This is a genomic window from Gallaecimonas kandeliae, from assembly GCF_030450055.1.
Lineage (GTDB): Bacteria > Pseudomonadota > Gammaproteobacteria > Enterobacterales > Gallaecimonadaceae > Gallaecimonas > Gallaecimonas kandeliae.
Window position 1 is genome coordinate 410,760 of sequence record NZ_CP118480.1, and the last position, 19,367, is coordinate 430,126.

20 protein-coding genes are annotated in these 19,367 nt (G+C 64.6%); 10 read left to right on the plus strand and 10 right to left on the minus strand.

All coding sequences use genetic code 11. The features are described 5' to 3' along the window. The first annotated feature begins 33 nt into the window (after positions 1-33). Genes mreC through tldD form a run of 7 tightly spaced genes read left to right on the plus strand, consistent with a single transcriptional unit; the run spans position 34 to position 9,600 of the window. Positions 34-900 (plus strand): rod shape-determining protein MreC, encoded by an 867-nt coding sequence (mreC, locus tag PVT67_RS01915; RefSeq protein WP_301497247.1) that lies wholly within the window; start codon positions 34-36, stop codon positions 898-900. Further along, a complete protein-coding gene (gene mreD, locus PVT67_RS01920; RefSeq protein WP_301497249.1) occupies positions 897-1,367 on the plus strand; it encodes a rod shape-determining protein MreD in 471 nt (156 codons plus the stop codon). The genes mreC and mreD overlap by 4 nt, the downstream gene beginning before the upstream one ends. After that, positions 1,367-1,948, plus strand: coding sequence for a Maf family protein (locus tag PVT67_RS01925; RefSeq protein ID WP_301497251.1), 582 nt, complete (start codon positions 1,367-1,369; stop codon positions 1,946-1,948). The genes mreD and PVT67_RS01925 overlap by 1 nt, the downstream gene beginning before the upstream one ends. Further along, positions 1,945-3,414 carry a ribonuclease G gene (gene rng, locus PVT67_RS01930; RefSeq protein ID WP_301497253.1) on the plus strand — a complete coding sequence of 490 codons (1,470 nt, stop codon included), beginning with the start codon at positions 1,945-1,947 and terminating at the stop codon, positions 3,412-3,414. Before PVT67_RS01925 ends, rng begins: the two co-directional genes overlap by 4 nt. After that, a complete protein-coding gene (locus PVT67_RS01935) occupies positions 3,414-7,322 on the plus strand; it encodes a YhdP family protein (protein WP_301497255.1) in 3,909 nt (1,302 codons plus the stop codon). The genes rng and PVT67_RS01935 overlap by 1 nt, the downstream gene beginning before the upstream one ends. Then, positions 7,322-8,152: a carbon-nitrogen hydrolase family protein gene (locus PVT67_RS01940; protein ID WP_301497257.1), complete on the plus strand. Its 831-nt coding sequence runs from the start codon at positions 7,322-7,324 to the stop codon at positions 8,150-8,152. Before PVT67_RS01935 ends, PVT67_RS01940 begins: the two co-directional genes overlap by 1 nt. Continuing rightward, positions 8,152-9,600 carry a metalloprotease TldD gene (tldD, locus tag PVT67_RS01945; protein ID WP_301497259.1) on the plus strand — a complete coding sequence of 483 codons (1,449 nt, stop codon included), beginning with the start codon at positions 8,152-8,154 and terminating at the stop codon, positions 9,598-9,600. The genes PVT67_RS01940 and tldD overlap by 1 nt, the downstream gene beginning before the upstream one ends. A 44-nt stretch (positions 9,601-9,644) precedes the next feature. Here the strand turns inward: tldD and PVT67_RS01950 are convergent, their stop codons facing one another. The 3 genes from PVT67_RS01950 to PVT67_RS01960 all read right to left on the minus strand — a co-directional run bounded on the left by PVT67_RS01950 (position 9,645) and on the right by PVT67_RS01960 (position 11,051). Then, complete coding sequence (locus tag PVT67_RS01950; protein WP_301497261.1) at positions 9,645-9,833, minus strand: hypothetical protein; 189 nt, start codon at positions 9,831-9,833, stop codon at positions 9,645-9,647. A 422-nt stretch (positions 9,834-10,255) separates the two neighbouring features. Beyond that, on the minus strand, positions 10,256-10,447 hold the full coding sequence (locus PVT67_RS01955) for a hypothetical protein (protein ID WP_301497262.1): 192 nt from the start codon (positions 10,445-10,447) through the stop codon (positions 10,256-10,258). Between the two features lie 412 nt (positions 10,448-10,859). Next, positions 10,860-11,051 (minus strand): hypothetical protein, encoded by a 192-nt coding sequence (locus PVT67_RS01960; RefSeq protein WP_301497262.1) that lies wholly within the window; start codon positions 11,049-11,051, stop codon positions 10,860-10,862. 557 nt (positions 11,052-11,608) lie between these two features. On the opposite strand from PVT67_RS01960, the gene PVT67_RS01965 reads away from it, so the two are divergent. Next, positions 11,609-12,205: a hypothetical protein gene (locus PVT67_RS01965; protein ID WP_301497265.1), complete on the plus strand. Its 597-nt coding sequence runs from the start codon at positions 11,609-11,611 to the stop codon at positions 12,203-12,205. 575 nt (positions 12,206-12,780) lie between these two features. Here PVT67_RS01965 and tmpT read toward each other — a convergent pair. Further along, positions 12,781-13,422, minus strand: a complete 642-nt coding sequence (gene tmpT, locus PVT67_RS01970; RefSeq protein ID WP_301497267.1) for a thiopurine S-methyltransferase — start codon at positions 13,420-13,422, stop codon at positions 12,781-12,783. Positions 13,423-13,528: 106 nt separating this feature from the next. Here tmpT and PVT67_RS01975 point away from each other — a divergent pair, with 106 nt between their 5' ends. After that, on the plus strand, positions 13,529-13,945 hold the full coding sequence (locus PVT67_RS01975) for a helix-turn-helix domain-containing protein (protein WP_301497269.1): 417 nt from the start codon (positions 13,529-13,531) through the stop codon (positions 13,943-13,945). Between the two features lie 25 nt (positions 13,946-13,970). Here the strand turns inward: PVT67_RS01975 and yjgA are convergent, their stop codons facing one another. Continuing rightward, positions 13,971-14,483 (minus strand): ribosome biogenesis factor YjgA, encoded by a 513-nt coding sequence (gene yjgA / locus PVT67_RS01980; RefSeq protein ID WP_301497271.1) that lies wholly within the window; start codon positions 14,481-14,483, stop codon positions 13,971-13,973. 110 nt (positions 14,484-14,593) lie between these two features. Here yjgA and pmbA point away from each other — a divergent pair, with 110 nt between their 5' ends. Then, the gene (gene pmbA / locus PVT67_RS01985; protein ID WP_301497274.1) at positions 14,594-15,928 is read left to right on the plus strand and encodes a metalloprotease PmbA; all 1,335 of its coding nucleotides are present in this window, start codon (positions 14,594-14,596) and stop codon (positions 15,926-15,928) included. Between the two features lie 139 nt (positions 15,929-16,067). Here the strand turns inward: pmbA and mgtE are convergent, their stop codons facing one another. The 5 genes from mgtE to hpf form a co-directional block, all read right to left on the minus strand. Then, complete coding sequence (mgtE, locus tag PVT67_RS01990) at positions 16,068-17,417, minus strand: magnesium transporter (protein ID WP_301497276.1); 1,350 nt, start codon at positions 17,415-17,417, stop codon at positions 16,068-16,070. Positions 17,418-17,484: 67 nt separating this feature from the next. Then, on the minus strand, positions 17,485-17,760 hold the full coding sequence (locus PVT67_RS01995) for an HPr family phosphocarrier protein (RefSeq protein ID WP_301497278.1): 276 nt from the start codon (positions 17,758-17,760) through the stop codon (positions 17,485-17,487). Beyond that, positions 17,757-18,608: an RNase adapter RapZ gene (gene rapZ, locus PVT67_RS02000; protein WP_301497280.1), complete on the minus strand. Its 852-nt coding sequence runs from the start codon at positions 18,606-18,608 to the stop codon at positions 17,757-17,759. The genes PVT67_RS01995 and rapZ overlap by 4 nt, the downstream gene beginning before the upstream one ends. Then, entirely contained in the window at positions 18,605-19,057 is a 453-nt protein-coding gene (ptsN, locus tag PVT67_RS02005) for a PTS IIA-like nitrogen regulatory protein PtsN (protein ID WP_301497282.1), read from the minus strand. The genes rapZ and ptsN overlap by 4 nt, the downstream gene beginning before the upstream one ends. Beyond that, positions 19,058-19,345, minus strand: coding sequence for a ribosome hibernation promoting factor (hpf, locus tag PVT67_RS02010; protein ID WP_301497284.1), 288 nt, complete (start codon positions 19,343-19,345; stop codon positions 19,058-19,060). Between the last annotated feature and the right edge of the window lie 22 nt (positions 19,346-19,367).

A 19,367-nucleotide genomic window follows, 5' to 3' on the forward strand; every position in this document is an offset into this window, starting at 1 on the left:
GAATAGGGCGCCCCAGGGCGCCCATTGCCCCTTATGAAGCCGATATTCTCCCGGGGGCCATCCCTGCAGTGGCGTGTGCTGCTGCTGGTTCTGGCCTCCTTCGCCATCATTTTCCTCGACCATTGGCAGCATCGCTTCGATGGGGCCCGCTTCTACCTCAATTCCCTGGTCACCCCCATCCAGTACCTGGCCGACGCCCCCAGCCGCCTGTTGCGCTGGAGCTCAGAGGCCCTCACCAGCCGCCGCCACCTCCAGGAGGAGAACGCCAGCCTTAAGGAACAGCTGTTGCTGCAATCCGAGCGGCTCCAGCACCTGGCCTTCCTGCAGGAAGAAAACAACCAGCTGCGGGCCCTGCTGGGCTCCCAGGCCAGGGCCGAGGCGCGCAAGCTGGTGGCCGAGGTGATGACGGTGGACTCGGACCCCTTCAGCCAGCAGATCATGCTCAACAAGGGCCGCAACGACGGCGTCTTCGAAGGCCAACCTGTGCTGGACGCCCAGGGATTGGTGGGGCAGGTGATCAACGTCGGCCCCAGCTCCAGCCGGGTGCTGTTGATCACCGACGCCACCCACGCCATACCGGTGCGGGTGGCCCGTAACGGCATCCGCGCCATCGCCTCGGGCACGGGCCAGCTGGACGAGCTCAGCCTCAACCATGTGCCCCACCGCTCCGACATCAAGACCGGTGACCTGCTGCTGTCCTCAGGCCTCGGCGGCCGCTTCCCCGAGGGCTACCCCGTGGCCAAGGTCACCTCCGTCTATTCCGACGAGGGCAAGCCCTTCGCCCAGGTACTGGCCGAGCCCCTGGCCCAACTGGACAGGCTGCGTTACCTGCTGCTGATCTGGCCAGGCCAGCAACAGGTCCAGGCCAAGGGCGGTGACGGCAAGGAGGCCAGCCAATGAACCTGCTGGTGATAGGGCTTTCCCTGCTGGCGGCCATGGTGCTGGCCATGCTGCCCATGCCCCTGCTGGTGGACCCCTTCAGGCCCGACTGGCTGCTGTTGGTGCTGCTCTACTGGACCATGGCGCTGCCGCACAGGGTCAGCGTCGGCAGCGCCTGGCTCTGTGGCCTGGTGATGGACATACTGCTGGGCTCGACCCTGGGCATCCACGCCATGGCCCTGAGCCTGGTGATCTACCTGGCGGCCCTCAATTTCCAGAAGATCCGCAACTTTTCCCTCTGGCAGCAGTCCGCCATAGTGGCGATGCTGGCGGGCATCAAGCTGCTGCTGGTGTTTTGGGCAGAGCACCTGATCAACGGCGTGGTGATCACCGGCCAGTATTTCTGGCCCATGCTGACCAGCGCCGCCATGTGGTTCTGGCTCTTCCCCCTGCTGCGCCGCCTGCGCCGCCGTTTCCGGATCCGCTGATGACCAAAGAAGCCCTGTACCTGGCGTCCAGCTCGCCCCGGCGCCAGTCCTTGCTGACCTTGCTCGACCACCCCTTCGAGGTGTTGCCGGTGGCGGTGGACGAGCGCCCGTTGCCTGGCGAGGCCCCCCTGGCCCTGGTGGAGCGGCTGGCCCGCTTGAAGGCCGAGGCCGGCGCCGCCGTCGCCCCCGAACCCCGGCCAGTACTGGGCTCGGACACCCTGGGGGAACTGGACGGTGTGTTGCTGGTCAAGCCCGAGGACCAGGCCGACTTCACCCGCATGATGAAATCCATGTCCGGGCGCAGCCACCTGATCCACACCGCCATCGCCTTTTCTGACGGCAAGCGCACCCTGTCCCAGGTGGTCACCAGCACAGTGACTTTTAGGGAACTGAGCGACAGCGAAATCGCCACCTACTGGCACAGCGGCGAACCCGCCGACAAGGCCGGCGGCTACGGCATCCAGGGCCGGGGCGGGCGCTTCGTCAGCCACTTGGCCGGCAGCTATTTCGCCGTGGTAGGCTTACCCTTGATGGAAACGGAGCGCCTGCTCCAGGCCTTCCTCGGCAAGGAGAACCCATGACAGTCGAGTTGCTGATCAACACCACCCCCTCGGAGACCCGGGTCGCCCTGGTGGAGACCGGCATACTGCAGGAGCTGCACATAGAGCGGGCCGCCAAGCGCGGCCTGGTGGGCAACATCTATAAGGGGCGGGTCAGCCGGGTGCTGCCCGGCATGCAGGCCGCCTTCGTCGACATAGGCCTGGACAAGGCCGCCTTCCTCCACGCCTCCGACATCATTCCCCCCGGGGTCGGCCTGGACGAAGAAGACCTGCGCCCCTTCCAGACCGGCGACATAGCCCGGTTGGTGCACGAGGGCCAGGACATAGTGGTGCAGGTGGTCAAGGATCCCCTGGGCACCAAGGGCGCCCGCCTCACCACCGACATCACGCTGCCGTCCCGCTACCTGGTGTTCATGCCCGGCGCTACCCATGTGGGGGTGTCCCAGCGCATCGAGAACGAAGAGGAGCGCACCCGCCTCAAGGAGCTGGTGGAGCCCTTCTGTGACGGCAGCGGCGGCTTCATAGTCCGCACCGCCGCCGAAGGGGTAGGGGAGCGGGAATTCAAGGAAGACGCCGCCTTCCTGCGCCGGCTCTGGAAGAAGATCGAAGAGCGCCGCGCCCGCAGCAGCACCCGCACCATGCTCTACGAGGAGCTGAGCCTGGCCCACCGCATACTGCGCGACTTCGTGGGCACAGAGATGGACAGGATCCGCGTCGATTCCAAGCTCACCTTCGAGAGCCTCAAGGCCTTCTGCGACGAGTTCGTGCCCGAGCTTGGCCGGGTGCTGGAGTACTACGCCGGCGAGCGGCCCATCTTCGACCTCTTCGACGTGGAGAACGAGATACAGCGGGCCCTGGACCGCAAGGTGGAGCTCAAATCCGGCGGCTACCTGATCATCGACCAGACCGAAGCCATGACCACCATCGACATCAACACCGGTGCTTTCGTGGGCAGGCGCAACCTGGAAGAGACCATCTTCAACACCAACGTCGAGGCCACCCAGGCCATAGCCCGCCAGCTGCGGCTGCGCAACCTCGGCGGCATCATCATCATCGACTTCATCGACATGCAGGACGACGACCACAAGCGCCGGGTGCTGCAGAGCCTGGAGCAGGCGCTGGTCAAGGACAGGGCCAAGACCTCGGTCAACGGCTTCTCGGCCCTCGGCCTGGTGGAGATGACCCGCAAGCGCACCCGCGAGAGCCTGGAGCACATCCTCTGCGGCGAATGCCCGGCCTGCAAGGGCCGCGGCCGGGTCAAGACAGTGGAGACCGTCTGCTTCGAGGTGCTGCGGGAGATCCTGAGGGTCAACCGCGCCTATGACGCCGACAAGTTCGTGGTCTACGCCTCCCCCAAGGTGGCCGAGGCCCTGGCGGACGACGAGTCCCATGCCCTGGCCGAGCTGGAGGTGTTCATGGGCAAGCAGGTCAAGATCCAGGGCGAGCCTCTCTATAACCAAGACCAGTTCGACGTGGTGATGATGTAGTGGACAGGCTGCTGGCGGCACTGGGCTGGCTGGCCCGCAAGATCTGGCTGTTGCTGGCGGTGGCGTTGCTGCTGGCCGCCCTGCTGGTATCCGCCGGCCGCCTGCTGATCCACCGCCTCGACGACGTGCGCCCCTGGCTGGTGCAGCAGGCCAACAAGCAGTTGGGCCTCAACCTCTCCATAGGCCAGGCCCAAGGCGACTGGCGGGGCCTGGGCCCCAGCTTCAGCTTCAAGGACATCCATCTCTCGGATCCGGCCCAGCAGCTGGACCTGCACCTGGACTCCCTGTCCGTGGGGCTGCGCTTCTGGGGCAGCCTCTACGACATGGAGCCACGCCTGGCCTACTTGAGCGGCGACGGCCTCAAGCTTAAGCTGGCCGCCTGGCCCAAGCCCGGCCAGGGCAGCAAGGACAGCATCGACTGGCGCCAGCTGGAGAAGCTCTTCCTCAAGCAGCTGGGCAAGGCCGGCATCACCAACGCCGAGCTGGTGTTGCCTTCCCGCTACGGGCCCCGGACCGTCGAGGTGAGCAAGGTCTCCTGGCTGGGCGGCGACTACCGCCACCAGGCGGTGGGCCAGGGCAGCATCCGTGAATACGGCCAGCAGCAGGCCCGCTTCATCCTCGACCTCTACGGCCTGTCCGACCGCCTCTCGGAGCTGGACGCCCGCCTCTTCGTCGACGCCAAAGACCTGCACCTGGACCCCTGGGTCAACACCTTCCTGGGGGATTCCCTGACCGTCGACAAGGGCCTGGTCAACACCAAGGTCTGGATGGACTTCGAACAGGGCCGCCTCACCGGCGGCCAGCTGCACCTGACCGACAGCTCCCTGGCCTTCGACCACCACGACATCAAGGTGGACGACTGGGTGGCCACCTTCGCGTCCACCAAGGACGGCTGGCAGCTGGACAGCCGCAAGGCCAAGATCAGCACAGACGGCAAGCCCTGGCACCTGGGGCCCATGCAATTCCGCCAGCAGGGCGGCGACCAGCTGCTCTTCGCCAAGCAGATCAAGCTGGCGCCCCTGAGCCCGTTGCTCAACATCTGGCGGGAACTGCCGCCGCCCCTCAAGCACTGGCTGGCCGTGGCCAGGCCCAACGGCACCATCTCCGACCTCTACCTGGCCCAGAGCGCCGGCCAGAAGCTGGCCGGTGACGCCAAGCTGGAGCTGGGCTGGACCGCCAGGGACCAGCTGCCTGGCCTCAAGGGCCTCAAGCTCGACCTGTCCTGGGCCGGCGACAAGGGTATTGCCCGCCTCGCCGGCGGCGACCTGCGCATCGATCCCGGCCCCCATTTCAAGGCCCCCTTCCAGCTCAGCACCCTCAAGGGGGATCTCTGGCTGCTGGACCTCGGTGACCACTGGCAGCTGCGCACCGGCCAACTGGCACTGGCCACTACCGACCTGGCCCTGGACCTGCGCGGCAAGCTCGACCTGGGCGACAAGGCGGCCATGAGCCTCAAGGCCGAGATCCAGCACCTGGACGCCGGCAAGGTGGGGGCCTACCTGCCCCTGACCGCCATGCCGGCCCCCGTGGCCCAGTACCTGACGGCGGCCCTCAAGGGCGGCAGCGGCCAGGGCCTGGTCCTCTGGCAGGGCGCCTTCGCCGACTATCCCTACAGCGACAACAGCGGCAGCTTCCTGGCCCAGGCTGACCTCAAGGATCTCGACTTCCAGTTCGACCCGGCCTGGCCGGCCCTGACTCAGGCCCAGCTCTCGGCCCGTTTCGAAGACGCCGCCATGGTGGTGGCGGGCGACAGCGCCCAGCTGGCCGGCCTGCCGGTACATGACTTGAGCGCCGTCATCCCCAACCTCGGCGACGGCGCCACCCTGGGTATCCACGCCGACACCCAGGCCCCGGGCCCTGACATCGCCGCCCTGATGCAGGCCTCGCCCCTGGCGGGCTCCGTGGGCAAGGCCCTGGACGAGCTGAAGATCCAGGGGGATGTCGCCGGCCACCTGGACCTGTCCATTCCCCTGGCCGGAGGCGAGCCCAGGGTCCAGGGCCTGGTCAAGCTGGCGGGCAACAGCGTCAGGGTGCTGGACGCCTTCGACCTCACCCAGGTCTCGGGGGAGCTGGGCTTCGACAACGACAAGCTCAGCGCCAAGGCCCTCAGGGCCAGGCTCTATGACCAGCCGCTGACCCTGACCCTCGCCAGCAGCCAGGGCGAGCAGGGCTACCAGGTGGGCCTGGACATGAGCGGCCGCTTCGACGCCGCCAAGGTGCAGGCGCCCTGGTGGCAGGTCCAAGGCGCCAGCCCCTGGAACGGCCACCTGGACCTGCTGCTCAAGGAAGGGGACTTCGACCTGAGCCTCAAGGCCCAGAGCGCCCTCAAGGGCCTGGCCGCCAGTTTCCCCTTCCCGGGCCGCAAGGACGCCGCCGAGGCCTGGCCCCTCAAGGTCAGCGCCAAGGGCAACGGCCAGGGAGTGGCCATCGACCTGGATCTCGGCAAACGGGCCCGGGGCCAGGCCCTCTTCCAGGGCGGCAAGGTCCAATCCTGGTCCTTAGGGATTGGCGACGCCAAGCCTTTGGCCCAGCAGCAGGGCCAGGGCAAGCTGGCCGCCGAGCTCAGCGCCGTGGATCTGGAAGCCTGGATAAGGGCCCTGGCCGGCAAGCTGGGCGGTGAGGGCGGCCTGCTGCCGCCTCTCGGCGAAGCCCGGCTCCAGGCCGGCAAGCTGCTGGCCTTCGGCCAGAGCCTCGACGACGTCAAGATGGTGGCCCACCCCGGCAGCGACAGCTGGCAGGTGGACGCCAGCAGCCCGGCCCTGGACGGCCAGATCTGGCTGCCCCTGGACTGGGGCCGCGAGCCGCTGCTGGTGAGCCTCAAACGCCTGGAGCTGCCCAAGTGGGAGACCCCGGAGCAAGGCGGCCAGGGCGAGGCCCTGGCGCCGGCCGACATACCCCCCTTCAAGTTCTTCTGCGCCAGCTGCAAAGTGCTGGGCATCAACCTCGGCCAGCTGACCCTGGAAGGGCGGCCCCAGGGTGAGGACCTGCTGCTGCCCATCATCCGCCAGCAGGGCAAGGACGGCGGCATCCAGGGCTCCGGCACCTGGCTGGCCAAGGGCGATTACACCGACCTGGACCTGGCCGCCGACGTCCAGAACATCGGCAATTGGCTCGACGACCTGGGGCTGGCCACCAGCCTGCGCGACGCCCCCATGAAAGGGGAGCTGAAGTTGACCTGGCCCGGCGGCCCCCAGGAGTTCAAGCTGGCCAACGTCGACGGCAAGGTGCAGGTCAAGCTGGGCCAGGGCTATGTGGCGGATCTTTCCGACAAGGGCGCCCGGCTGCTGACGGTGTTCAGCTTCGACTCCCTGCGCCGCAAGCTGGCCCTGGATTTCCGCGACCTCTTCGACAAGGGCCTCTTCTTCGACAAGATCGACGCCGGCGGCGAGCTCAAGAAAGGGGTGCTGACCTCCAACCAGATAGCCCTCGATGGGGTGGTGGGGGACATGAAGGCCTCGGGCTGGACCGACCTGGTGCACCGCCAACTGGCCTACGACATCAGCTTCAAGCCCAACGTCACCGGCAACCTGCCGGTGCTGGCCGCCTTTGCCGTCACCCCCATCACGGGGGTGGCCGTCTACGCCCTGACCAAGATCTTCGGCCCCGTCATCGACGTGGTCACCGAGATCCGCTTCAACCTCACCGGCGCCATCGACAACCCCGTGCTGACCGAGGTGTCCCGCTCCAAGGGCTCGGTGGCCTTGCCCAAGCCGCCCCCTGACCAGGAACCCGATCAGCCACAGCAGCAACAGGACCCGCAGCAGAAGCCGCCACAGGGCCAAGCCACCCAAGGCCAGGGCCAAGCCCAGCCCCAGGGGCAGGCGCCCCAGCCAGGCCCTGCTGTCACGGCAAAGCCTGCTACAGTCGAGAAGAAGGTCGCCGTTTCCCCGACCAAGGAGCCCCATTGATGAGTATCGTGACCGCCCTGCAGCTGGTGTCAGTGCCCGACCTTAAGGCCAACCTGGCCGCCGTCGAACGCCAGCTGGCGGACCTGGCTCCGGCCCAGCGGCTGGTGGTGCTGCCCGAGTGCTTCGCCTTCTTCGGCGGCAAGGACAAGCAGCAGCTGACGGTGGCCGAGCCCTTCGGCGCCGGCCCCATCCAGGACGCCCTCAAGGCCCTTTGCGTCAAGTACGGGGTCTGGATGGTGAGCGGTACCTTCCCTATCCTCAGCGCCAACCCGGAGCGCTTCAGCGCCGCCTCCCTGGTCATCGACGACCAGGGCCAGGTGCGGGGCCGCTTCGACAAGATGCACATGTTCGACGTCCAGGTGGCGGACGCCACCGGCACCTACCTGGAATCGGCCGTGACTGTGCCTGGCAAGGGCCCGACTGTGGTGGACAGCCCCTTCGGCCGCATCGGCATGGCCGTCTGCTATGATGTGCGCTTCGCCGAACTCTTCGCCTGGTACCGCCAGCAGGACGTCAAGTTGCTGGTGCTGCCGGCGGCCTTCACGGCCCGCACCGGCGAGGCCCACTGGCAGGTGCTGTGCCGGGCCCGGGCCATCGAAGGCCAGTGTTACCTGGTGGCCGCCAACCAGGGCGGCACCCACGCCAACGGCCGCGAGACCTGGGGCCGGTCGCTGATCGTCGATCCCTGGGGCGAAGTGCTGGAAGAAATGGAACTGGGGGAGGGCAGCGTCAGCGCCGCCCTCGACCACCAAATAACGGAGGCGGTGCGCAGCCGCATGCCCATGGACAAGCATCGCCGCTTTGCCATAGTGCCGCCCAAGGAGTCGTGATGAGCCTTTTCGATACCGTCGCCGGGCGCCTGCTGGCCCCCGCCGGCCTGGACGCCCGTAGCCTGCAGGACACCCTGGGCCTGATGCACCAGCACCAACTGGATTACGCCGACCTCTACTTCCAGGGCTCGGCCCACGAATCCTGGGTGCTGGAAGACGGCATCATCAAGGACGGCAGCTTCAACCTGGAGCGGGGTGTCGGGGTCAGGGCCGTCAGCGGCGAGAAGACCGGCTTCGCCTATGCCGAGGATCTCAATCCCCATACCCTCAAGGACGCCGCCGTCGCCGCCCGCTCCATCGCCGCCCTGGGCGGCGAGGGCAGGGTCAAGGTGGCCTCGCCCTTCCATATCAGCGCCCTCTACGGTGACGCCAACCCCCTGGACAGCCTCAGCCAGCTGGACAAGCTGGCGCTGCTGCGGGAGCTGGACCAGTTCGCCCGCAAGCTCGACAGCCGCGTCAGCCAGGTGATCGTCTCCATGGCCGGCGTCTACGAAGAAATATTGGTGGCCGGCTCAGACGGCACCCTGGCCGCCGACATCCGCCCCCTGGTGCGCCTCAATTGCTCTGTGCTGGTGGAAAAAGACGGTCGCCGCGAGCGGGGCGGCGCCGGTGGCGGCGGCCGTTTCGGCTACGACTACTTCCTGGAGAACGAAGGCGGCGAGAAGCGGGCCCTTGGCTATGTCCGCGAGGCGGTGCGCATGGCGCTCACCAACCTCGACGCCAGCCCGGCCCCGGCCGGCCAGATGACGGTGGTGCTGGGCTCCGGCTGGCCGGGGGTGCTGCTGCACGAGGCGGTGGGCCACGGCCTGGAAGGGGACTTCAACCGCAAGGGCAGCTCCGCCTTCAGCGGCCGCATCGGCCAGCAGGTGGCGGCCAAGGGCGTCACCGTCGTCGACAACGGCGCCCTCAAGGACAGGCGTGGCTCCCTGACGGTGGACGACGAAGGCACCCCCACCCAGGAGAACATCCTCATCGAGGACGGCATCCTCAAGGGCTACATGCAGGACAAGCTCAACGCCCGGCTGATGGGCATGAGCCCCACCGGCAACGGCCGCCGCGAGTCCTACGCCCACCTGCCGATGCCGCGCATGACCAACACCTACATGCTGGGCGGCCAGTTTGATCCCGACGAGATCATCGCCTCTGTGGACAAGGGGATCTACGCCCCCAACTTCGGCGGCGGCCAGGTGGACATCACCTCCGGCAAGTTCGTGTTCTCCGCCTCCGAGGCCTACCTCATCGAGAAGGGCAAGGTGACCCGCCCCATCCGCGGCGCCACCCTGATCGGCATGGGCCCCGAGGTGATGCAGAAGATCTCCATGATCGGCAACGACGCCCGCCTCGATCCCGGTGTCGGCGTCTGCGGCAAGGACGGCCAGTCGGTGCCGGTCGGTGTCGGCCAGCCGACCCTGAAGATCGACGGCATCACCGTCGGCGGTACCGAATGAGGCATACAAAAAGCCCGGCCTGAGCCGGGCCTTTTGTGGGTACTTCAGAGGCCGAGATCCGGGTCCTGGGTGGGGCGCTCGTCTATGACCTCGTCAAAATCCACTTCGAACTCGTGACCGTCCAGTTGGTTCCGCAGGCGCAGGGTGTGGTGTTCCCTGTCCACCTTCATGATCCAGCCTGTTCCTGCCTGGGTACAGCAGAGCGTACCCTGGTGCAGCCAGTTGGTATCCATGGGCCCTCCCTGATCGCTGGGTTCCCGACCGCTAAGTTTAGTTGGCGCTGGCGCGCCGGGCTTGGGTTTGACCTTCCTGGTCGGGGTGGTGGGATAAGGTTTACCCAGCGGGCAGGTTTGATGTTTGCCGGGTCCCGGCCCGGCGGCCGGCCTACTTTGGTTTCGCCCAAAGTAGGCAAAAGCATTGCCCTGCGTTTCGCTTGATCCTCGCCTTTGGTCGCTTGCCGCGGTCGCTGCACACGGGCATCCTGCCCTTCTTCCGCTCACTCGGCATCCCTGCCTCGTGCCCGCTATCGCTCCCGCCGGCTCGGCGCTGCACTTAACGGGCGCAATGCACCTAGCCATCGGGTTCGGCGCCGTCGCTAGCTTCGATCTGGTGGGGGAACAAAAAGCCCAGCCGGGACAGGGCTGGGCTTGGGGGATCAGTAGTAACCGTCTTCGGGGTTGTGGACCTGGGGTTCGTCCAGCAGGGCGGAGAAGTCGGCTTCGAATTCGTGCCTGTCCTTCTGGTCTTGCAGTTTGATCTTGTGGCGTTTCCAGTCGACGCTGACGATCCAGCCGTTTCCCTGGCGGGTGGCGCACAGCGCCCCCTGGTGGAGTTTGCTGTAGTCCATGGGACCTCCCAGTGGTTGGTTTCCCATCTACCAGTGTAGCTCTCGGCCTCTCCGGAAACCCCTTTGCCTTGGTGGCGCCATGAAATAGGAACGCCCTGCGGGCGGGCTTGTTGTTTGCCGGGTCCCGGCCCGGCGGCCGGCCTACTTTGGTTTCGCCCAAAGTAGGCAAAAGCATTGCCCTGCGTTTCGCTTGATCCTCGCCTTTGGTCGCTTGCCGCGGTCGCTGCACACGGGCATCCTGCCCTTCTTCCGCTCACTCGGCATCCCTGCCTCGTGCCCGCTATCGCTCCCGCCGGCTCGGCGCTGCACTTAACGGGCGCAATGCACCTAGCCATCGGGTTCGGCGCCGTCGCTAGCTTCGATCTGGTGGGGGAACAAAAAGCCCAGCCGGGACAGGGCTGGGCTTGGGGGATCAGTAGTAACCGTCTTCGGGGTTGTGGACCTGGGGTTCGTCCAGCAGGGCGGAGAAGTCGGCTTCGAATTCGTGCCTGTCCTTCTGGTCTTGCAGTTTGATCTTGTGGCGTTTCCAGTCGACGCTGACGATCCAGCCGTTTCCCTGGCGGGTGGCGCACAGCGCCCCCTGGTGGAGTTTGCTGTAGTCCATGGGACCTCCCAGTGGTTGGTTTCCCATCTACCAGTGTAGCTCTCGGCCTCTCCGGAAACCCCTTTGCCTTGGTGGCGCCATGAAATAGGAACGCCCTGCGGGCGGGCTTGTTGTTTGCCGGGTCCCGGCCCGGCGGCCGGCCTACTTTGGTTTCGCCCAAAGTAGGCAAAAGCATTGCCCTGCGTTTCGCTTGATCCTCGCTTCTGGTCGCTTGCCGCGGTCGCTGCACACGGGCATCCTGCCCTTCTTCCGCTCACTCGGCCTCCCTGCCTCGTGCCCGCTCACGCTCCCGCCACCTCGGCGCTGCACTTAACGGGCAGAAGAGCCTCTTACCATCTGGTCCAATGCAATCGGCAGTTTCGTTGGGAGCAGTGCCACCCTTACCAACTCAATTAGGGACACTCTCACATCAAGCTAAAAGCCAAGGCAGGCGATAAGATCCAAATTCCCAGCCTCAAGTTGATCTGTTTCAAGCTGCACGAGCTTGCATAAGGAACAGCTTGAGCGTTGCCTAGAAAGCAGAGTAGGATGGCTCAAAGGGAATTTAGGCTACTTGTATGAATATTGATTCAATGAGACGTTTGGTTAAATTCAAATATTTCAAACCAGGCTTGTTATTACTTGCTCTTCTGATATCTATTTTTGTTCAGGATAGATATCTTTTCTGGTCGACAGATGACATTCAAGGTTGGTTAGCGGTCATAGGCTTGGTAATGACTGGTTATGGTGCAATAGCCGCTGCTAATGAATATAAAAGGCGACATTTATACAATAAAAGAGTAGAGCTTGTTGAATTAGCTTGGCGCCTTCATTTCGGTTTGGAAAAGATTATTGAGGACATTGATAATATTGGCCATTTTAGAGACGGAATTTCAAAGGAAGATGTCAAGGGTGAGCTGGTGGAGCTTACAGAAAGACTTTACGAATTAATGGCCGTGATTTCAATAGTTAAGCCATATGATGAGGCTCTCCGGGATTACGGCGTTGGCTGTGGGTATGGAATAATAAATGCTCGGAGAAAGCTTAGAAAGATAAATTTCGATGACTTTAATAAGTCGGCTCAAGATTCACTGAGTAACTTGGAGAGCAAAGATTCTTTGATAGAAGCAAATGAATTTATTAGAAAGATTAGAAATCGCATGAGGAAATTTTAAAGTTTTATAAGTAGCTACGTCGATGGATTATTTAGTGTAAAGCCATGAGAATCGATGATGCTATCGTAAGCCTAGCCTGCTCATCAAGAGCTAAAGACCCAGCAATAAAAGCGGTTAGGGCCTTAGAACTTACTCAGCTTAAAGAGCTGGCCAAAAGTACTATCAGGGCACGCATATTGAGTCTCTTATTATCACTAAGTGGGCGAAGCAGAAACTTGGTATGTATCCCTGATTCTGTTGATGAAGCCCAGGAGCCCGTTAAGTGAAGCGCTGAGGCGGCGAGAGCGGAGGGGCGGCCGAGACAGGGATGTCGAGGCAGGTGAATACGTGGTTGGACCCGCGTATGAACCGGTGCACCGGGAGCGACCAGAGGCGAAGAGGAAGCGAAACGTGGGCGGTGCTTTTGGGTACTTTGTGCGAAAACAAAGTACCCCGCCCGCCGGTGCGGGAACCGGCATGTAAAACAACATTCAGTAAAAGCTGGACGACAAAGTAGTAGCGGGTCAGTGGATAGTGAAACGAGCCAGGCCGGGGTAGCACGAGACCTTGAAGCTCACTGTACCCCGACAGAAAGCCTACGCCACTGGCCTGAGCAGCATGCTCAACACATCACAGCTAACTTGGCCCCTAAGGCCATTACCCATCCCCTCCCGAGAAAGCAGCTCCACCCGATAACCGCCACCATAGAGCGACGACACCTCGTCAAAACTCACCGAAAACGGCGGACCGGCCAGTGCCTGCTGGTCGTAGTCGAAAGTCACCAGTAGCTGCGGCGCGCCGCCGGTAATGGTCTGGAGGTGGGCGGCGTAGCGGCGGCGCATCTCCAGAGGCAGCGCCACCAGGGCGGCGCGGTCATAGACGGCGTCAACTGGGCCCAGCAGCTCGGCGCTGAGTGTGAAGATATCCCCGACCCAGATGTCGATGCCCTCGGCGCTGTAGCGGTGCAGCGGGCCCTGTTCGGTAATGACGGGCTCGACGCCCAGTTCCTCGAAGAGCTGGCTGATGGCCAGGGGGCTCAGCTCGGCGCCGGCCACCCGGTAGCCCTGGGCCAGCAGCCAGTGGATATCCAGGCTCTTGCCGCAGAGCGGCAGGAAGAGGCGGGCTCCCTGGGCCAGGGCCAGCTTATCGAGGTGGGCGGCCAGTTGCGGGTTGACCTCGCCCTGGTGGAAACCGATATCCCCCTGGGCCCACTTGCGATGCCAGTAATTGGCTTCCATCTTCCTACCTCGCTTTTCCATCGCCTGGCCCAGGGCCTGGCCTTGTGACTGTTGCTGACTGGGGGCAGGATACAAGTTCAAGTGGACTTCAAGTCAAGGGGTTGCTGTGGACATAGGGGACGTCGCCAGGGCGTCGGGGCTGCCGGCCTCGACGTTGAGGTATTACGAGGAGAAGGGGCTGATCCGCTCCCTTGGCCGCAACGGCCTGCGGCGCCAGTTCCCGGCCGAGGTCTTGGAGCGGTTGGCGCTGATAACCTTGGGGCGCAGCGCCGGCTTTTCTCTGGACGAGATAGGGGCGCTGTTCAGCCAGGGGGAGATAGACAGGCAGAGGCTGCTGGCCAAGGCGCAAGAATTGGACGCGCGGATAGCGGAGCTGACGGCCATGCGCGACGGCCTGCGCCATGCGGCCCAATGCCAGGCCCCCAGCCACCTCGAGTGCCCCAAGTTCCAGCTGCTGCTGAAGCTGGCGGGCAAGGGCAAGTTAGGGCCCAAGGGCCAGGGGAGCAGGGGACTGAAAGGATAAGGGCGGGCCTGGCCCGCCCTGGGGATCAGTCGAACGCCAGCTGTTCCTTGACGATCTGGAACAGCTCCCGGTAGAACTTGGGCGCCTTGTTGGCCGCCTTTTCCTTGAGGGCCTGGCGCAGCACCTGGCGCAGGTGCTGGATGTCGACACCGGGAAACTCGTCGATGAAGGCCTGGACGGCGTCGTTGCCTTCCTTCATGAAGCGGTCGCGCCACTGCTCGGCCAGGTGCAGCTTGAGGGTCTCCTGGTTATGGAGGTTCTTGAGCTTGTTCAGGGCCTCGATGATGGGCTCGGGATCTTCCTGGCGCACCAGCTTGGCGACGTATTGGCGCTGGCGGCGGAAGCCTTCGTGCTTGTTGCGGATCTTGTGGGCGAGATCGATGGCCTCGCGCAGATCGTCGCTGAGCGGGATCTTGTCCAGCTGGGCCGGGGCCAGGTCCATCAGCTCCTTGCCGAGGTCGGCCGCTTCGTTGGCCTCGCGCTTGAGCTCGGATTTGCTGATGTAGATGATCTCTTCGTCGTCGTCTTGGTGATGCATGGTCGGGGGATCTAGGTAAATTTCCCCTATGATAGCAGTTTGCCGGCGCCCTCCGAAGGGTGGCGTCTGTGTTATGCTCGGGCCTAAAGCGCTATTGAAAGGGGCTCAAGGTGAGCGACATTCTCCAAGACATGAAGGCGGTGGAAGCCCTGGTGGCAGAGGGCCTGGATCATGCCCGCAAACTGGGGGTGACAGGGGCCGAGATGGCCATCAGCCGCCAGACCGGCATCAGCGTCTCGACCCGCCTCGGCGAAGTGGAAAACATCGAGTTCAACAAGGACGGTGCCCTGGGGCTGACGGTGTTCCGCGGCAAGGCCAAGGGCTCCGCCTCCACCTCGGATCTGCGCCCCCAGGCCATCCGTGAGGCCCTGGAAGCGGCAGACCGCATCGCCCGCCTGACCTCGGAAGACGAGGCCGCCGGCATGGCCGAGCCACAGATGCTGGCCCTGGACTACCCGGATCTGGATCTCTACCACCCGGCCGACCTGGACCCTGACCAGGCCATACTGCTGGCCAAGCGCTGCGAAGAGGCGGCCCTGGCGGCCGACCCCCGCATCACCAATTCCGACGGCGCCAGCTTCGCCTCCCATGCCGGCTTCAAGGTCTACGGCAACACGGCCGGCATGCTGGGCAGCTACCCGTCCAGCCGCCACAGCCTCTCCTGCGTGGTGATCGCCAAGGACGGGGAGCAGATGGAGCGGGACTACGACTATTCCATAGCCCGCCGCCTCGGCGACCTGGACGACGCCGCCCTGCTCGGCCAGAGCGCGGCCCGCAACACCCTGGCCCGCCTCAATGCCCGCAAGCTCGGCACCATGCAGGTGCCTGTGCTGTTCCAGGCCGACGTGGCCACCGGCCTCTGGGGCCACCTGGTGGGCGCCATCAGCGGTGGCAGCCTCTACCGCCGTTCCAGCTTCCTGCTGGACAGCCTGGGTACCCGGATACTGCCGGACTTCGTGGAGATCCTGGAAGACCCCCACGTCTTGGGCGCCCTGGCCTCCACGCCCTTCGACAGCGAAGGGGTGCGCACCCTCAAGCGCAACATCGTCGAAGGCGGGGTGCTGCAGACTTACCTCCTGACCAGCTACTCGGGCCGGCGCCTCGGCATGCAGACCACAGGCCATGCCGGCGGCATCCACAACTGGTACGTGAAGGGCAACGGCGACGACTTCGCCGCCATGGTCAAGCGCCTGGACCGCGGCCTGGTGGTGACAGAGCTGATGGGGCAGGGCATCAACATGGTGACCGGTGACTACTCCCGCGGCGCCGCCGGCTACTGGGTGGAGAACGGCGAGATCCAGTATCCCGTGTCCGAGATCACCATAGCCGGCAACCTCAAGGACATGATGATGGGCATAGGGGCCATAGGCTCCGACCTGGAGCGCCGCGGCGGCATCCATACCGGCTCGGTGCTGATCGACCGCATGACGGTGGCGGGGGACTGACCCGGCGCCCAATAAAAGACCCGGCCAAGGCCGGGTTTTTCATGGGCTGTCAGACGTTATGGCGCAGCAAGGTGGCCGAACCCAAGAAGGCGAAGAGGCCTACTACGTCTGTTACTGCTGATAGTCAGCACCAGGTGCGTCAAACGTTGTGCAGCAAGAGGGTGGCCGAACCCAGGAAGGCAAAGAGGCCTACCACATCTGTCACTGTCGTCAGCACCACGCCGCCGGCCAGGGCCGGATCTATCTTCAGACGCTTCATCACCAACGGCACCGTGACGCCGGCGGCGGCGGGCGCCACCAGGTTGACGGCCATGGCGAAGGCGATGATCTCGGCCAGCAGCCAGCTTTCCTTCCAGATGCCGACGATGGCGGCGATGAACAGGGCCCAGATCAGGCCGTTCAAGAGCCCTATGGCCATCTCTTTGCTGAACAGGAAGCGGGCGTTTTGCGGCCCCACGTGGCCGAGGGCCATGCCGCGGATCACCAAGGTTAGCGTCTGGGAGCCGGCGATGCCGCCCATGGAGGGCACTATGGTCATCAGCACCGCCAACGTGGCCAGCTGGGCCAATGTGGCCTCGAAGAGGTTGGAGACGGCGGCGGCGGCCAGGGCGGTGAGCAGGTTGACCCCCAGCCAGAGGGTGCGCCTGCCCGTGGATTTCAGCACCGGGGCGAAGGTGTCTTCCTCGTCGTCCAGGCCCGCCATGCTCATCAGGTTGTGGCTGGCGTCCTCGCGGATGATGTCCACCACGTCGTCGACGGTGATCCGGCCCAGCAGCCGCCCTTCATCGTCCACCACAGGGGCCGAGTACCAGTCGTAGCGGGCGAAGAGCTGGGCCACTTCGGTCTCGGCCAACGTGGCGGCCACCGGCTCGGGCTCGGTGTCCATCACCTCCTTGACCTTGAGGGCGGGGTTGGCGGTGACCAGCACCGACAGCGGCACTTCCCCCACCAGTTTGTCGGCCTTGTTGACCACGTAGAGGCTGTCGGTGCCCTGGGGCAGCTCGCCCCGGCGGCGCAGGTAGCGCAGCACCACGTCGACGGTCACGTCCGGCCTCAGGGTGACGGTGTCGGTGTTCATCACGGCGCCGGCCGTGCCGTCGGGGTAGGAGAGCACCTGCTCGATGCGGGACCTGTCCTGGGTGTCCATGGCCCCCAGCACCTGGCGGTAGAGGGCGTCCGGCAGGCCGCGCAGCACGTAGGCGAGGTCGTCCGTTTCCATGCCCTCGGTGGCGGCGGCCAGTTTCTCGGCGTCCATCAATTTGAGGATGCCGCGCTGCACGTCCTCTGACAGCTCGTCGAGGATGTCCACCTCCTGGTCGGGATCCACCAGCTGCCAGAGGGCCAGGCGCGCCTTGGAGGGACTGGACTCGAGCAGGTGGGCGACGTCGGCCGGGTCCATGGCGTGCAGCAGTTCCCTGGCCCGCACGAACTTGCCGCGGGCCAGCAGGGTGCTGATCTGGTCGAAAGCCGGGGCCTTTTCTTCGATCATGGTGCTGCGCCTGGGCCCATGGGAGTCATGGGTGAATTATTGATGAGAATGAGGCGCTTAGTCAGCGTTATTGGTCTTCGTCGAAACCGGCGTCGATAAGGGCGGCCACGGCGTCCAGGGCCAGGACGGCGTCAGGGCCTTCGCAGTGCAGGGTGACAGGCTGGCCCTGGTGGCCTTCCAGCAGCAGCAGGCCCAGCACCGAGTCGGCGTTGGCCTCCCGGCCCTTGGCCTCGAGGATGATGGTGGCGTCGAATTGCTGGCTGAGCTTGACCAGGGCGGTGGCGGCCCTGGCGTGCAGGCCCAGCTTGTTCTTGAGGGTCAGGGTACGGCTCTGGCGGCTCATGCGGGTTTGATGTCCCTGTGCTGGCGCTGCACGTCCTTGCCGCGGGCGGCGAAGCGCTCCGCCAGCTGTTCGGCGATGTAGACAGAGCGGTGCTGGCCGCCGGTGCAGCCGATGGCTACCGTCACGTAGGCCCTGTTGTTGCGCTCCAGCAGCGGCAGCCAGCTGTCCAGCAGGCCGTCCAGCTGCAGCACCAGGCGCAGCACGTCGGGCTCGGAGGTGAAGAAGTCCTTGACCGGCTGGTCCAGGCCCGTCAGCGGCTTGAGCTCGGGGATCCAGTGGGGATTGGGCAGGAAGCGTACGTCGAAGACGTAGTCGGCGTCCTTGGGCAGGCCGTGTTTGAAGCCGAAGGATTCGAACACCAGGATCAGGGGCCCTTCCTTCTTGCCGAGGATGCGTTCGCGCACCAGCTCCGCCAACTGGTGGATGGACAGGCCAGAGGTGTCGATGCGCAGGTCGGCCAGGGCCGTCAGGGGCATCAGGCGCTTGCGTTCCAGCTCCAGGGCCTCTTCCAGGCTGCGGTTGGTGTGCCGGGACAGGGGGTGCAGGCGGCGGCTCTCGGAGAAGCGGCGCAGCAAGATGCTCTGGTCGGCGTCCAGGTAGAGGATGGTCTTGGTGATGTCGTCGGGCAGCCACTCCAGCTCTTCGGGCAGGGCGGCCTCGTCTTCCGGCAGGTTGCGGATGTCGATGCTGACCGCCACCTTGAACACGTCGCCGCGCAGGCTCTCGATCAGCGCCGGCAGCAGGTTCAGGGGCAGGTTGTCGACACAGTAGTAGCCAAGGTCTTCCAGGACCTTGAGGGCGACGGACTTGCCGGCACCGGAAGTGCCGCTGACGATGACCAGGTTCATGCTGCTTCTACGAGGATGCGATAGACCTCGGTATCATCGCTGGCACCGCGCAGCCGTTTCAAGGTTTCTTTGTCTGACAAGCGCTTGGCGATGGCCGCCAGGGTGGAGAGGTGGGCCTGGCACTGGTCGGCCGGCACCAAGAGGGCCACCAGCAGATCCACGGGCTGGTTGTCGATGGCGTCGAAGTCGATGGGCTGGCTGAGCCTGGCCACCACCGCCACCACCCGGTCCGTGTCCTGCATCCGGCCATGGGGCAGGGCTATGCCGCAGCCGATGCCGGTGGACCCCAGGCGTTCCCTGGCCAACATGGCGTCGAAGGCGGCATGGGCGTTGATCTGGGGGCACTGGCGGGCGGCGACTTCGCCGATCATTTCCAGTACCCGTTTTTTGGAAAGGCCCGGGGCCAGTGTTACCACGGCCTCCGGGCTCAGCAGCTGGTTGAGGTTCATTTAGTGTTGGTTGAGCTTCTCTTTGTGCTTAATGATCTGCCTGTCGAGCTTATCAATCAAGCCATCGATGGCGGCGTACATGTCTGCGTGTTCCGATGAGGCGTGGATCTCGCCGCCGCTGACATTGAGCTTGGCTTCGGCAATCTGGCGGATCTTCTCGACGTTGAGCACCACATGGACGTTGCTGATGTGGTTGAAATGGCGCTCCAGCTTGGTGAACTTCTCCGAGACGTAGCTCCGCAGGGGGTCGGTGATTTCGATATGGTTGCCAGTGAGATTGATTTGCATGGTTTCGTCCTTATGTTGCGAA